This is a genomic window from Bacillus cereus group sp. BceL220 (assembly GCF_051776965.1).
Taxonomy (GTDB): domain Bacteria; phylum Bacillota; class Bacilli; order Bacillales; family Bacillaceae_G; genus Bacillus_A; species Bacillus_A cereus.
On record NZ_JBPWBC010000001.1, the window covers coordinates 160,604 to 175,809 of the forward strand.

The following is a 15,206-nucleotide window of genomic DNA, read 5'->3' on the forward strand; positions in this document are numbered from 1 at the left end:
TTTCAGTAGCACAAATGTTATAATAGCATATTACTAGGCCTGTTGCAATAGCAAATATATGAAGTTATTACTGCTCTCGCTTTATTTCCTCAAGCCATTTTTTCTCTTGTTTAGATAGATCTCTATCATCTAACAAATCAGGTCTACGCGTATACGTACGGCGCAAAGATTCCTTATGTCGCCATTCGTCAATATTTTTATGATTCCCTGACATTAATACATCCGGTACCTTCATACCACGAAAATCAGCCGGACGTGTATAATGAGGATGCTCTAATAAACCTGTACTAAACGAATCCTCCACTTGTGAAGCATGATTTCCTAGCACGCCTGGCAAGAGACGTACAACACTATCAGTAATAACCATAGAAGCTAATTCTCCGCCCGTTAATACATAGTCACCAATAGAAATCTCATCCGTTACGAGATGCTCACGAATTCGTTCGTCATACCCTTCATAATGCCCACATACAAAGATCAAATGTTCTTCCTCTGCAAGCTCTTCCGCTTTCTTCTGCGTAAATCTTTCGCCCTGCGGACACATTAAGACAACTCTCGGCTTACGCTCTGTCTCTTTCGTCAAATCTTCTACAGCATCAAAAATAGGCTGAGGAGTAAGCACCATACCAGCTCCTCCGCCGTAAGGATAATCGTCTACGCTATTATGCTTACTTGTTGTATAATCACGAAAGTTAACAACACGAAGGTTTACCGCTTCTTTTTCTTGCGCCTTCTTTAATATAGAAGATCCAAATACACCGGTAAACATGTCTGGGAACAACGTTAAAATATCAATTTTCATTATAGCAACCCTTCCATTACATGAATGGTTACTAATTTATTTTCAATATTAACTTGAAGTACAACGTCATCAATATAAGGAATTAAAAGATCTTGACCCTTCGGACGTTTAATCACCCAAACATCATTTGCACCAGGAGAGAGAATTTCTTTGATTGTCCCTAGCGCTTCTCCTTCTTCCGTTACAACGCTGCAACCAATAATTTCGTGATAGTAGTATTCACCTTCAGCAAGTTCGCCTAACTGCTCTTCTGGTACTTTTATTAAAGAACCTTTAAACTTCTCTACTTCATCTACATTGTTATATCCTTCAAATGTTAATAAATCGAATGTCTTATGTTGGCGATGAGAAGTTACCTTCACCGGAAGGTAGTCTGTGTCTTTCTCATTCGATATGTATAGTGTGTTTCCTACTTTATATCGCTCTTCTGGAAAATCAGTACGAGAAATAACACGGATTTCTCCTCTTACGCCATGAGTATTTACAATTTTCCCTACGTTAAACCATTTTGTCATAAATAGTATGTCACCCCTGGTTTCTATATAAATTAAGCATCTCCATTTCATAGATGGAACATGCAATCTCTATTTAAATGTTAAAAAAGGGAGAGGAATAACTCCTCGCCCTTTTTACGTTTATTGAATTTCCAGTGTTACTTTTTCATCATTATGATGTCCCACTGAATACAAGAGCATTCGAATCGCTTTCGCAACTCTCCCTTGCTTTCCAATGACTTTTCCAACATCCTCAGGATGTACAGTTAATCGATACTTTATCTCTCCGTTGTAAAGTTCCTGTGTAACTTTTACATCTTCAGGATGATCGACAAGAGGCTTGACAATCGTCTCGACTAACTTCTTCATAGTCATTGCCTCAATTACTTACCTTGTTTAGATAAGTGGAATTTCTCCATGATACCTTGGTTAGAGAATAAGTTACGAACTGTATCAGATGGTTTAGCACCATTTCCTAACCATTTTAATGCTGCTTCTTCGTTGATCTTAACTTCAGCTGGTTGAGCAACTGGATTGTAAGTTCCGATTTCCTCAATGAAACGTCCGTCACGAGGAGAACGAGAATCTGCAACAACTACACGATAGAAAGGAGTTTTTTTAGCTCCCATACGTTTTAAACGAATTTTAACTGCCATTTATAAAGCACCTCCGAATTTATTTCACACAGATAATTATATTAGCAAAAAGACTATTGCTTTGTAAAGTATTTTTTCTTAACAGAGCCATCTTTTTTTCCTTACATGAATGGAAACTTCAATCCACCTAGTCCTTTTTTCTTGCCTTTTTGCATTCCAGTCATCGTCTTCATCATTTTTTTCATGTCATCGAATTGTTTGATTAGACGATTGATTTCTTGTACAGTTGTACCGCTACCTTTGGCAATGCGCTTTTTGCGACTAGCATTGATTATTTCCGGTTGTTCTCGTTCTAATTTAGTCATAGAACGAATAATTGCCTCAATATGCCCAATTTGTTTTTCATCAACTTGCGCATTTTTCAGCCCTTTAATTTTATTTGCACCAGGAAGCATTCCTAACAATTCATCAAGCGGCCCAAGTTGACGCACTTGTCCAAGTTGTTCTAGGAAATCGTCAAGCGTAAACGAAAGCGTACGCATTTTTTGCTCAAGTTCTTTTGCTTTCTCTTCATCAACTGTAGCTTGCGCTTTTTCAATCAATGTTAAGACATCGCCCATCCCTAAAATACGGGATGCCATACGCTCTGGATGGAACGCTTCAATTGCATCTAGTTTTTCACCCATACCAGCAAATTTAATCGGTGTGTTTGTTACAGCTTTAATAGATAATGCAGCACCACCGCGCGTATCACCATCTAATTTCGTTAATACAACACCTGTTAAACCTAACTGTTCATGGAAACTTTGTGCAACATTTACCGCGTCTTGTCCCGTCATCGCATCGACAACAAGGAAAATTTCATCCGGTTTCGCAACTTCTTTAACTTTCGCTAATTCATCCATTAGTTCTTCATCAATATGCAGGCGACCCGCTGTATCGATTAAAACATAATCATGATGATCTTCTTTTGCTTTTGCAATCGCTTGTTTCGCAATTTCAACAGGACTTACTTGATCTCCTAAAGAAAATACAGGCATGTCCAATTGCTTCCCTAATGTTTCAAGCTGTTTAATTGCTGCTGGACGGTAAATATCAGCTGCAACAAGCATCGGTTTACGATTATGCTTTTTACGAAGCAAATTCGCAAGCTTACCTGTCGTCGTTGTTTTACCCGCACCTTGCAGACCAACCATCATAATAACAGTCGGTGGCTTATTAGCAACAGCAATTTTGCTTTGCTCTCCGCCCATAAGTTCTGTAAGTTCTTCCTGTACAACTTTAATTACTTGTTGTCCAGGTGTCAAACTTTTCATTACATCTTGTCCGACAGCACGTTCAGACACACGCTTCACAAAATCTTTTACTACTTTAAAGTTAACATCTGCTTCTAAAAGAGCTAGACGAACTTCTCTCATCATTTCTTTCACATCGGCTTCAGAAACTTTTCCTTTGCCGCGGATTTTTTGCATTGTCTGTTGAAGTCGGTCGGCTAATCCTTCAAATGCCATATTGCCGCCCTCCTAATCTAATTTTTCGATAGCTTCAACAACTTGTTTCATTTCTTCATTCACATGCTCTTCTTCGCTGATTAGCTGTTTTAGCTTTGCAACAAGTCGCTGTCGCTCTTGAAACTTTTGAAGTAATACTAATTTTTCTTCATATTCTTCAAGCATCGCTTCAGTCCGTTTAATGTTATCATACACGGCTTGGCGACTTACATCAAATTCTTCCGCAATTTCACCAAGAGATAAATCATCTAGATAATAAAGCGACATATAACTTCTTTGTTTTTGCGTTAACAACGATTGATAAAAATCAAATAAATAGTTCATTCTCGTTGTTTTTTCGAGCATGTTGGATCATCCTTTGTTAAGTGATTTCCCTTTACATGAATTAGTTTACATGGAGTCCAAAAGAGTGTCAAGTTTTTTTCTTAACATCATATATTTTTATAGAAAAAGAAGCGGAAATACCGCTTCTTTCGCTTATACTTCTTCTGTTTCTACTAAGTTCGCAAATAAACCATACACATATTGTTCTGGATCAAACTGCTGCAAATCATCCATTTGCTCTCCTAATCCAACAAACTTCACCGGTACATCCATTTCGTTACGAATCGCTAATACAATACCACCTTTAGCAGTTCCATCTAACTTCGTTAAAACAATACCAGTTACATTCGTTGCCTCCCGGAATGTTTTCGCTTGGCTTAAACCGTTTTGTCCTGTTGTTGCATCAATAACAAGCAATACTTCATGAGGAGCACCTGGTACTTCACGCTCAATTACACGCTTCACCTTCTCTAACTCTTTCATTAAGTTTACTTTATTTTGCAAGCGTCCTGCTGTGTCACATAGTAATACATCTACCTTACGTGCTTTCGCAGCTTGTACAGCGTCATACATAACCGCCGCTGGATCAGATCCAGATCCTTGTTTAATCACTTCTACACCAACACGATCGCCCCATACTTCTAATTGTTCAATCGCCCCAGCACGGAATGTGTCTCCTGCTGCCAATAGGACTGACTTACCTTCTGATTTAAACTTATGCGCCAGTTTACCAATTGTTGTCGTTTTTCCTACACCGTTAACACCAACAAATAAAACAACCGTTAATTGGTCCTCTTGCATATTAATTTCGTTACTAAAATCGCTGTCACCTTTGTAAATTCCCACTAGTTTTTCTGAAATAACAGCTTGTACTTCTTTTGGATCTTGAATGTTACGACGTTGTACTTCTTCTTTCAATTGATCAATTAATTCCATTACCGTCGCAACGCCAACGTCTGCACCAATTAAGATTTCTTCTAACTCTTCGAAGAAATCTTCGTCCACTTTACGGTAACGATACACTAAATCATTCACTTTATCCGCAAATGAATTTCTAGTTTTTTCTAATCCGTGTTTAAATTTCTCTGTAACTGTATCCGTTTGTTTTGAAATTTTTTCTTTTAGTTTTTTAAAAAAACTCATACTTTCCCATCCTTCCTATTCACTTGCAATAAGTTCTTCTCCAGCATCTAAACGAACCGAAACAAGTTTAGATACCCCTGATTCTTGCATTGTTACACCGTACAACACATCAGACTCTTCCATTGTACCTTTTCTATGTGTAATTACAATAAACTGCGTCTCATCACTAAATTTCTTTAAATACTGTGCAAAACGAGCTACATTCGCTTCATCAAGGGCGGCCTCTACCTCATCTAGTACACAGAACGGTACTGGGCGCACTTTTAAAATACCAAATAAAAGCGCAATTGCCGTTAAAGCACGCTCTCCACCTGAAAGTAAACCTAAGTTCTGCAATTTCTTCCCTGGCGGTTGTGCTACAATATCAATACCCGTATTTAGTAAATCCTCTGGATTAGTCATTACTAAATCCGCTCTACCGCCTCCAAATAATTCAGAGAATACCGATTGAAATTCCATTCTAATGCCTTCAAACGTAGTAGAAAAGCGTTTTTTCATTTCTTCATCCATTTCGGTAATAAGCTGGTGCAATGTCGTTTTCGCTTCTTCTAGATCGTCTCTCTGCTCTAGTAAGAATGTATGACGCTCCGCTACACGTTCATATTCATCAATTGCCCCTAGGTTCACTGTACCTAACTCTTCTATGGATAATTTGATTAATTTTACTTTCTTACGCGCATCTTCTGCAGGCATTGTCATTGTATATTTTAGTTTCGCCGCTTCAAATGAAATCGTATATGTTTCACGTAAATGTTGTAATCTATTTTCCAACTCTACATCAAGTCGGTTTATTCTCACTTCTTGATCTTTCAACATTTCAAGAATATATTTATGTTTACCTGTCGTTTCTTTCAAATTGCGTTCTAAATGTTCTACTCTCTCTTGCAACGATACACGTTGTTCACGACGAGAGCGAATTAATTCTGAAGTTTGATTACGATCATACGCTTTCTTCTCAATCATATTCGTAATTTGCTCTTCACCACTTGAATTAGATGTCATTTCTTGTTTTAAGAATGCTAAATCCTCTTTCGTTTTTACAAGTGTCGCATCCGTTTCTTCTTTTTCCTTCGTCAATCGTTCAATTTTTTCTTTTTGATTAGATAAGCGTTGTTGCTTTTCAGCTGCCAGCACTTTTAATTCAGTCATTTCTTTTTGAACTTTTTCTTTCGAAGAATGTTGCTCACTTTTTTGTTTTGTTAAAGCTACAATTTTACTATCTAACTCAGTGATATCAGCTTGAAGATTCGCTAAAATCCCTTCTAACTCCTCTTTACGCCCTTGCATTTTTACTCGATCTTGTAAAAACCCTTCAATCTCTAAATCATAAATAGACAAGCGGTCATTAATACGATGTTCTTCTAATTCTAAACGATTAATCTCTTCTCTTAATTTCTGCTCTTCTACACGATCCACTTCTACAGTTTGCCTTAGTTCGCGTATTTTCACTTCTTTTTCTTGAATCTCTTGTTTTACTGCTTTAACAAAGTTTTCTAACTTCGTTGTTTTTTCTTCCATATCGGTTAACTTACGAGTCCACTCTTCCAGTTCACGTTGGCGTCCTAATAAAGAAGATTTCGCTTGTTTTACCGCCCCACCAGTCATAGAACCGCCAGGATTCACTACGTCACCTTCGATTGTTACAATGCGATAACGGTATTGCAGTTGTTTCGCCAACTCATTTGCTCCGCGTAAATCTTTCGCAACAATAACAGTACCTAATAAATTTGAAACTACATTTTCATATTTATTGTTGTACTGCACAAGTTCTGCCGCCACACCTACAAACGATGGGTGTTGATTTGCAATGCGTAATTGCTCAAATGATAACGATCTGCTTTTAATAACAGCTTGCGGTAAAAACGTTGCACGTCCATGTTTATTTTGCTTTAAAAATGCAATCGCATTACGAGCATGCTCCTCTGTTTGTACAACAATATGCTGCATCGCTGCACCTAGAGCGATTTCCATTGCAACTTCGTATTCTTTCGGAACCGTTAACAGTTCGGCAACAGCACCCTCGATACCTTGCAACCTATTTTCTCTAGCTTTCAATACTTCACGTACACCTTGATAGAAGCCAGAATAATCTTCTTGCATCTCTTCAAGCATTTCTTTTCGAGAACGTGCCTGTTGCACAAATTGGTATGCTTGGTATAGTTTTGTTTCATTTTCACTATACTGCGTCTTACATTTCCCAAGTGCCGCCTCTGTCTTCTGTATGTTTGAGAGAATGCCAGCTACTTTTTCTTTCGCTTGTTCGTAACTTTCTACAAGTTTCGTCTTTTTCGCTGTAATTTCCATACGCATTTCTACATATTTCGCATTCTCTTCATCTAGACGCTCGTTTTTAGACGTTTGCTGTTTAGATTGTTCTTCAATCATAGATAATTCATTGCGATGACTAGCTTGTTGATTTAAAAGTTCAATATAGTCACCTTTTAAATTCTCAATCTGTTCCTCTAAATTGTCAGCAAAAGTAGCAAGCAATTGCTCATTATCATGCAATTTTTGCTCCAACTCTTTTACTTCATTCACAAATTGCATTAAAGCTTCTGTACTTGACTCAATCTCACCATCGTAAATTTTAGCTTTCTCTGTTAATTCAACAATTAACTGCTCAAGTTGCGCACAATGCGTCGTAGCATTTTGCTTTCTCTCTTTTAACAACTCGCGCTGCCCTTCTAGTTTTTCTAGCTCTTTACTAGAAAGAAGAAGTACCTCTTGCAACGAGTCTACAGACTCATCTACCGCTTGTAATTGTCCACGTAATTCCTCAAGTTCTTCTTCACTTTTTTGTAAATTCGTTGACATTTTAGCTTCTTCGTTTTTATTATGCCCAAACTGATTTCGAAGTGCTTCCCATTTCTCATGCAATTCTTCAATTTCATGGACAATAAGCGCAGCTTCTACTTTCTCTAATTCTTCTTTATTCTCAAGATAATCTTTCGCAATAGAAGCTTGTCTTTCTAAAGGTTCTACTTGACTACTTAATTCATGAATTATATCTTGTACACGATTTAAGTTTTCTTGTGTTTCTTCTAATTTTCCTTCAGCTTTCTTTTTGCGAAGTTTGTATTTTAGTACGCCTGCCGCTTCTTCAAACACACCTCGACGCTCTTCTGACTTACTACTTAAAATCTCTTCCACTTTCCCCTGGCTAATAATTGAAAAAGCTTCTCTTCCCATACCAGAGTCCATAAATAAATCAATAATATCTTTCAATCTACATGATTGTTTATTAATATAAAAATCACTTTCACCTGAACGAGATACACGACGTGTTACACACACCTCATTGTATTCAATTGGTAAACGTTGATCTTCATTATTTAAAGTTATTGTTACTTCAGCAACATTAACCGCTCTCCTTGTATCACTGCCTGCAAAAATAATATCCTCCATCTTTGCACCACGTAATGATTTTGCAGATTGTTCACCAAGTACCCAGCGAATTGCATCAGTAATATTACTTTTCCCGCTTCCATTAGGTCCTACTACAGAAGTTACACCCGGGACAAAATCAACAGATACACGCTCAGCAAAAGACTTAAACCCTGCTATTTCTAATCTTTTTAAAAACACGAAAGGCCTTCCTCCTATTCTCCGTCGTTACAAATGTTTTCTATACAAAAACAAGCTATTATACGGATTTACCTTCTTTTTATTTACAAACAAAAAGAAAGTTTCATTCTATGCACAAGGAATCCCCCTCATTCAAAGGGGGATTCCTTATAGTTGTTCTTTTAATTTTTTCAATGCTTCTGCAGCAGCTTGTTGCTCTGCTTCTTTTTTCGACTTACCACTACCAAGACCTAAAGCTACGTTATTTAACGTAACACGTGACACAAATTCTCGATTGTGAGCTGGTCCTTTTTCTTGCAAAATTTGATACTCAACATTGCCACTACCATCACGCTGAATCAATTCTTGTAACTGACTCTTATAATCCATCACATGAGAAAAAGCACCCTCATTAATTTTCGGATATACAATTTCTTTTAAGAATTCCCAAACTGTTTCTAACCCTTGATCAAGATAAAGGGCACCAATAAACGCTTCAAAGACATCCGCTAATAAAGCTGGTCGTTCACGTCCACCTGTCATTTCTTCACCTTTTCCTAATAAAACAAGGCTACCAAATGACAATTCGTTCGCAAAACGAACAAGAGATGGCTCACATACAATAGCTGCACGTAGTTTTGTTAACTCTCCTTCGCTCATTGTCGGATATTTTTGAAACAGATACTGCGATACAGTAAGTTCCAATACTGCATCTCCAAGAAATTCAAGACGCTCATTATCTTCATGCGGTTTTTTTCGATGCTCATTCACATACGATGAATGCGTAAATGCTTGAATCAATAATTTTTCATCTGTAAACGTAATACCTATCTTTTCTTGAAACACTTTAAATGCTTCACGATATTTTGTTTCGTATTTTTTTTCTCTATATTTTCGGTACGGCATAGGTCCCTCCAGATATAAGCCAGAAAGCCCCGCTAAAAAACGGGACTTCACTTAAGCATTATAGATGACTCTCTATGTAAGTCACAGCATCGCCAACAGTAGCAATCTTTTCAGCATCTTCATCAGAAATTTCCATTTCGAATTCATCTTCTAATTGCATTACAAGTTCTACTACATCTAGGGAGTCTGCTCCTAAATCTTCCTTGAAGCTTGCAGCTGGTACTACCTCAGTCTCTTCTACTCCTAAACGATCAACGATGATTTTTGTTACGCGCTCTAAAACATCTGCCATTCCATTCACCTCCCCTCAAATATTATATTAAATATTGACCAAAAAAACTAGGTGAAATCGATTCTTTTATTACATTACCATACCGCCATCAACATTTAACGTTTGACCTGTAACATATTTGCTTTGATCAGAAGCAAAAAACGTTACAGCATTCGCGATATCTTGCGCTTCACCAAATTGAGCAGCTGGAATAACTTTTAACATTTCGGCTTTAATATTCTCATCTAGTACATCAGTCATATCAGTCGCAATAAAGCCTGGCGCAATTGCATTCACAGTAATATTTCGACTTGCTAACTCTTTTGCAGATGTTTTTGTTAATCCAATAACACCCGCTTTAGCAGCAACATAATTAGCTTGCCCTGGGTTTCCTATAACACCCACAACAGAAGCGATATTTATAATTCTACCATGACGTTGACGCATCATATAACGAGATACTGCTTTTGTACATAAGAATACACCTTTTAAGTTTGTATTAATAACTGTATTCCATTCTTCTTCTTTCATACGCATTAATAAATTATCTTTTGTTACACCAGCATTATTTACAAGAATATCAACTTGTCCAAATGTATCTACTGTTTGTTTCACCATATTTGTAACATCATCAGCATTTGCAACATCTGCTTTTACCGCAATTGCATCAGAACCTAATTTCTTAATTTCATCTACTACTTCATTTGCTTTTTGTTCATTACCCGCATAATTTACTACTACATTTGCCCCTTGTTTCGCTAAATCGATCGCAATCGCGCGACCAATTCCACGTGAAGCGCCAGTTACTAATGCTACCTTCCCTTTTAACATCAGTTTTCTCCTCTCAAATTTGAAATGGTATCTTTTAATGTCTCTTCATCATATATCGCATATGCTTTCACTGATGAATCAATTGACTTCATAAGTCCAGCAAGTACTTTTCCAGGTCCAATTTCAATAAATGTATCTACTCCCTGCTTCACCATACATTCAATAGACGGGTACCATAATACAGGCGAATAAAGCTGTTCGATTAACTTTTCTTGAATGTCGGCACCACGTGTAATAACATCCGCCGTAACATTTGCAATAACAGGAATATTCGTATCATGAATTGTAATTTCATTTAAAACACTTTGGAACTTCTCAGCTGCCGGCTTCATAAGTGAAGAATGGAATGGCCCACTTACTTTTAGTGGAATTGCTCTCTTTGCACCATTTTCTTTCGCTCTTTGAGAAGCAAGCTCTACGCCTTGCTTCGTTCCAGAAATTACAATTTGCTTCGTACTATTCATATTAGCGATTTGCACTGCATATCCTTCACTTGTTACTTCTTCTGTAACTTGTTTCAGCATATGTGGGTCAGCACCTAATATAGCTGCCATTGCACCATCCCCGCCCGGAACAGCTTCTTCCATATATTCCCCGCGTTTCCTTACAGCATATACCGCATCTTCAAAAGTTAATGCACCAGCTGCTACAAGAGCGCTATATTCACCTAAACTATGACCAGCGACAAAGTCAGGTGTAATGTCATACTCTTTCAAAGCTGTCAAAATAGCAAAACTCGTTGTTAATAATGCAGGCTGAGCATTTGTTGTTAATGTAAGCTTTTCCTGCGGTCCTTCAAAAATCACTTCTGAAAGTGAATCTTCCAACACCTCATCTGCTTTTGCAAACACTTTTGCAACCTCTTTATTATTCTCTGCTAATTGTTTACCCATTCCAACTGCCTGTGAACCTTGGCCCGGAAAAAGAAATGCTATTTTTCCCATTTCAAATCCTCCTCTTATTGGAGTGACTCTTTCTCCATTACGCTTGAAATCGTAGGAATTACTTCTTTCGCTACCATTTCTCTCGTTTGACGAATCGCACTAAATATCGACTGGTCATTAGAAGAACCGTGAGCCTTAATGACAGGTGCTTTCAATCCAAATAATGCAGCTCCTCCATACTCCGAATAATCCATTTTATCTTTTAATACCATAAGTTTTGGCTTTAATACCGCCGCTGCTAATTTGCTCGTAAATGAACTCATTAATTGTTCTTTCAACATAGAGAATAGCGCAAGTGCTGTTCCCTCTAATGATTTCAACGCTACATTCCCTGTAAAACCATCACATACAACAACATCTGCTACACCTTGCAATAAATCTCTTGATTCAACGTTCCCAACGAAATTAATTGGCGCATCCTTAAGCATTGCAAATACTTGCTTTGAAAGCTCGTTTCCTTTTCCATCCTCTGTTCCAACGTTTAATAGTCCAACACGAGGATTTTCAATTCCTCTTACCTTCTCAGCATAAACAGATCCCATTACTGCATATTGATATAAATGAATTGGTTTTGCATCAACATTTGCTCCAACATCTAACATAACAAAACCTTTTCCATCTACAGTTGGCATTGTAGGCGATAAAGCTGGTCGCTCAATTCCTTCCATACGACCGACAACAAATAATCCAGCTGCCATTAAAGCTCCTGTACTACCTGCGGATATACAAGCGTTTGCTTCTCCATCCTTTACTTGCTGTGCCGCAAGTACCATTGAAGCTTGTTTTTTTCGACGAACCGCTCTTACTGGTTCCTCCGTCGATTCTATTTTTTCGTCTGTATGAAGAATAGTAATTCGTTCATCACTCGTTAAGTATTGACGAATTTCCTCTTCTTTCCCTACTAACGTAATATGTAGATCAGAATATTCCTTAATAGCTTTCATTGCCCCTAATACTACAGCCTTTGGAGCGTGATCTCCGCCCATTGCATCTATTGCGATTTTCATAAGTTGTTACCTTCCTCACTATAATTACTAGATCGATACATTTCAAAAGTGCCTGTAAAAACAAGTTCTTCTCCAACGAAGCTACGCACTTTGACAACCGTCCGTCCCTTATCATTCTCTACGTCTTCAACGCGCGCTTTTGCAACAACACGCTCTCCTAATTTTACAGGGCGAATGTATCGAATGGTAGACTTTGCAGTTAAAGCTAATTCTTCATCAATAACCGCAACAGCTAGTGAGTTTGCTTGCGCAAACAGATGATGCCCACGGGCAATTTGATTTCTTTTAAATACATGTTCTACCTTTACTTCAAAGATAGAGATTGCATGTCTATCTAATTCAATATCAATAATTTCTCCGACAACCTCTTCTAACGGTAAAGATTTCACATCTTCTTCATGTTGCTTTGTAGCTACATGTTTAATTCTCTCTCTTAATTCAGGAATAGACAATTCCATACGATCCAGTCGTACTGTTTGTATACTCACTTGAAATTTTTCCGCTAAATCTTCATCCGTAATAAAAGGATTTGATTCGATTGTTTGTTGTAATAATTCTTGTCTTTCTTTTTTACTTCTTCTTTTCTTCATACCGCACCATCCATTTTTATGACTAGGTACTAACAGTAGTATATAATCATTAAAAGTAGAATGCAACAAAAATTTTTGTTGACTCCCTTTAATCGAGCTTCTCTCCTTGGAACACACCTGTCCCATCAAGATACGTACGCAAGGCAGCGTACTGATCATTGTGCCAAAATGCTTCTGAATCTACTAGTATCGCCGCATCTTGCCTTGCTGTTTCTAACGCTCGATAATCGTGTACCATGTCAGCAACCTTAAATTCTGGTAAGCCACTTTGCTTACTCCCAAAGAAATCTCCAGGACCTCGTAATTCTAAATCTTTTTCTGACAATACAAATCCATCATTTGTTTCAGTCATTATGCGCATTCTTTCTTTTCCTGTTTCTGATTTAGGGTCTGCTATTAATAAACAATATGATTGTTCACTACCACGCCCGACACGCCCTCTAAGCTGATGAAGCTGCGATAAACCGAAACGTTCTGCATCATAAATAACCATCACAGTCGCATTCGGTACGTTCACACCCACCTCAACAACCGTTGTCGATACAAGAATTTGCACTTTATTTTCACTAAACTGGCCCATTATCTCTTCTTTTTCCTGAGACGATAATCTCCCATGCATCAATCCAACTTGGCATTTCCCTTGGTAATGATGCGTCAGCATACTATGTAAGTCGATAGCATTTTGCACATCAAGTTTCTCAGATTCTTCAATTAGAGGACAAATAACGTATGCCTGTCTTCCTTTTTTTATTTCCTTCTCAACAAAACCGAGGACGCGATCTAACATATCATGTTTTGCCCAGTATGTTTCAATCACCTTTCTACCTGCTGGCATCTCATCGATTATCGAAACATCCATCTCTCCAAATGCAGTAATTGCAAGCGTACGCGGAATTGGTGTCGCTGTCATAAATAATACATCTGGATTTTCACCTTTCTCCCGTAAAACTCGGCGCTGCGCTACACCAAATCGATGCTGTTCATCTGTAATAACGAGACCCAACCTATGAAATATAACTTCATCTTGAATTAAAGCGTGCGTTCCAACAAGAATATCTATTTCTCCTTGTTCTAACTTCGCTAAAATTTCTCGGCGTCTTGCACCTTTAACAGAACTTGTTAGCAGTTCCACCTTCATACCAAAATGCGAAAACGTTTCAGCAAGCGACTGATAATGTTGCTCAGCTAAAATTTCTGTAGGAACCATTAAAGCACCTTGATAATGAGCTAATTTCGATGCATAAAGGCCAATCGCAGCAACAACTGTTTTCCCAGAACCAACGTCACCTTGTAATAGTCGGTTCATCCGATAAGGAGATGTCATATCTTTTAAAATTTCATCTACAACTCGGCGCTGCGCACCAGTTAATGGGAACGGCAGTGCATCGATAAATTCTTGTAATTCTACTGACGGAATCTCTTTCTTCGTCCCTTTTGAATTTTCCCTCTCCATTTTCCTCAGTGTTTGCATTTTCAGCTGAAATAAGAAAAATTCCTCATATACAAAACGGCGACGCGCTTGCTTTAAATCCTCCTGTCCTACCGGAAAATGCAAAGCCTTAAGTGCTTCATATCTTGGTAATAATTTATACCGGCCTAACAAACCATCCGGTAACACTTCGACTATAGAATCTCCATATTCCTTTAACGCTTGAGCAATAAAACGACGCATCTGTTTTACTGTAAGTTTCCCCTTTACTGAGTAAACTGGCTCCACTTCTTGTTGACGTACAACTGGCCCAAAATGAAGTTCTGATACAGCAATTGTTTGACGATGTTGATCCCATTTACCAGTAATCGTTACCGTTTCATCTAACGTTAATTTTTGCTTATAGTAAGGCCTATTAAAACATACCGCCGTAATTAAATAACGACCGACGAGAACACGAACTGTTAGACGCGATTTCTTCTTACCATAATATTGCAGCAAAGGAGCACTATGAACCTTCCCTTCAACCGTTACACGTTCATCATGCTTTACTTCAGCAAGATCTTTCATCGCATAATCTTCATAACGGTACGGAAAATGTTCTAATAGATGAGAAACTGTATAAATCCCCATCTCATGTAGTAACTCAGATGTTTCTCCTCCGATCCCCTTTACATCCGTAACAGGAACTTGTACAACATCATTCAAGATTCTCACACCCCGTCACATTATTTTCTTTATTGCATTTTATTTGAGTACCAATTAGCATCTGTAATCGCTCTCTTTCACCTTAT

The 15,206-nt window shown here is 37.9% G+C and carries 15 protein-coding genes; all 15 read right to left on the minus strand.

All coding sequences use genetic code 11. The annotated features are described in order from the left end of the window. Window positions 1–67 precede the first annotated feature (67 nt). The 15 genes from trmD to recG all read right to left on the minus strand — a co-directional run bounded on the left by trmD (window position 68) and on the right by recG (window position 15,120). Window positions 68–802 (minus strand): tRNA (guanosine(37)-N1)-methyltransferase TrmD, encoded by a 735-nt coding sequence (trmD, locus tag ACS2FK_RS00785; protein WP_000686899.1) that lies wholly within the window; start codon window positions 800–802, stop codon window positions 68–70. Next, the gene (rimM, locus tag ACS2FK_RS00790; protein ID WP_000170272.1) at window positions 802–1,317 is read right to left on the minus strand and encodes a ribosome maturation factor RimM; all 516 of its coding nucleotides are present in this window, start codon (window positions 1,315–1,317) and stop codon (window positions 802–804) included. Before rimM ends, trmD begins: the two co-directional genes overlap by 1 nt. Before the next feature lie 120 nt (window positions 1,318–1,437). After that, complete coding sequence (locus ACS2FK_RS00795; protein ID WP_000737399.1) at window positions 1,438–1,665, minus strand: KH domain-containing protein; 228 nt, start codon at window positions 1,663–1,665, stop codon at window positions 1,438–1,440. A 14-nt stretch (window positions 1,666–1,679) separates the two neighbouring features. Further along, on the minus strand, window positions 1,680–1,952 hold the full coding sequence (rpsP, locus tag ACS2FK_RS00800; protein WP_000268750.1) for a 30S ribosomal protein S16: 273 nt from the start codon (window positions 1,950–1,952) through the stop codon (window positions 1,680–1,682). 101 nt (window positions 1,953–2,053) lie between these two features. After that, window positions 2,054–3,403 carry a signal recognition particle protein gene (gene ffh, locus ACS2FK_RS00805; RefSeq protein ID WP_000863460.1) on the minus strand — a complete coding sequence of 450 codons (1,350 nt, stop codon included), beginning with the start codon at window positions 3,401–3,403 and terminating at the stop codon, window positions 2,054–2,056. A 12-nt stretch (window positions 3,404–3,415) separates the two neighbouring features. Continuing rightward, on the minus strand, window positions 3,416–3,748 hold the full coding sequence (locus ACS2FK_RS00810; protein ID WP_000891062.1) for a putative DNA-binding protein: 333 nt from the start codon (window positions 3,746–3,748) through the stop codon (window positions 3,416–3,418). A gap of 132 nt (window positions 3,749–3,880) precedes the next feature. Then, window positions 3,881–4,870, minus strand: coding sequence for a signal recognition particle-docking protein FtsY (ftsY, locus tag ACS2FK_RS00815; protein ID WP_000007642.1), 990 nt, complete (start codon window positions 4,868–4,870; stop codon window positions 3,881–3,883). A 15-nt stretch (window positions 4,871–4,885) separates the two neighbouring features. Continuing rightward, window positions 4,886–8,455: a chromosome segregation protein SMC gene (gene smc / locus ACS2FK_RS00820; protein ID WP_063548481.1), complete on the minus strand. Its 3,570-nt coding sequence runs from the start codon at window positions 8,453–8,455 to the stop codon at window positions 4,886–4,888. 147 nt (window positions 8,456–8,602) lie between these two features. Continuing rightward, window positions 8,603–9,340, minus strand: coding sequence for a ribonuclease III (rncS, locus tag ACS2FK_RS00825; RefSeq protein WP_001146875.1), 738 nt, complete (start codon window positions 9,338–9,340; stop codon window positions 8,603–8,605). A gap of 58 nt (window positions 9,341–9,398) precedes the next feature. Beyond that, window positions 9,399–9,632, minus strand: a complete 234-nt coding sequence (gene acpP, locus ACS2FK_RS00830) for an acyl carrier protein (RefSeq protein ID WP_000786062.1) — start codon at window positions 9,630–9,632, stop codon at window positions 9,399–9,401. A gap of 69 nt (window positions 9,633–9,701) precedes the next feature. Then, window positions 9,702–10,442, minus strand: a complete 741-nt coding sequence (gene fabG, locus ACS2FK_RS00835; RefSeq protein WP_063548483.1) for a 3-oxoacyl-[acyl-carrier-protein] reductase — start codon at window positions 10,440–10,442, stop codon at window positions 9,702–9,704. Next, window positions 10,442–11,386, minus strand: a complete 945-nt coding sequence (fabD, locus tag ACS2FK_RS00840; protein WP_063548485.1) for an ACP S-malonyltransferase — start codon at window positions 11,384–11,386, stop codon at window positions 10,442–10,444. The genes fabG and fabD overlap by 1 nt, the downstream gene beginning before the upstream one ends. Before the next feature lie 14 nt (window positions 11,387–11,400). Further along, the gene (plsX, locus tag ACS2FK_RS00845; RefSeq protein WP_063548487.1) at window positions 11,401–12,393 is read right to left on the minus strand and encodes a phosphate acyltransferase PlsX; all 993 of its coding nucleotides are present in this window, start codon (window positions 12,391–12,393) and stop codon (window positions 11,401–11,403) included. After that, window positions 12,390–12,983, minus strand: coding sequence for a transcription factor FapR (gene fapR / locus ACS2FK_RS00850; RefSeq protein WP_000747349.1), 594 nt, complete (start codon window positions 12,981–12,983; stop codon window positions 12,390–12,392). The genes plsX and fapR overlap by 4 nt, the downstream gene beginning before the upstream one ends. An 88-nt stretch (window positions 12,984–13,071) precedes the next feature. Beyond that, the gene (gene recG / locus ACS2FK_RS00855) at window positions 13,072–15,120 is read right to left on the minus strand and encodes an ATP-dependent DNA helicase RecG (RefSeq protein WP_063548489.1); all 2,049 of its coding nucleotides are present in this window, start codon (window positions 15,118–15,120) and stop codon (window positions 13,072–13,074) included. Window positions 15,121–15,206: the final 86 nt, after the last annotated feature.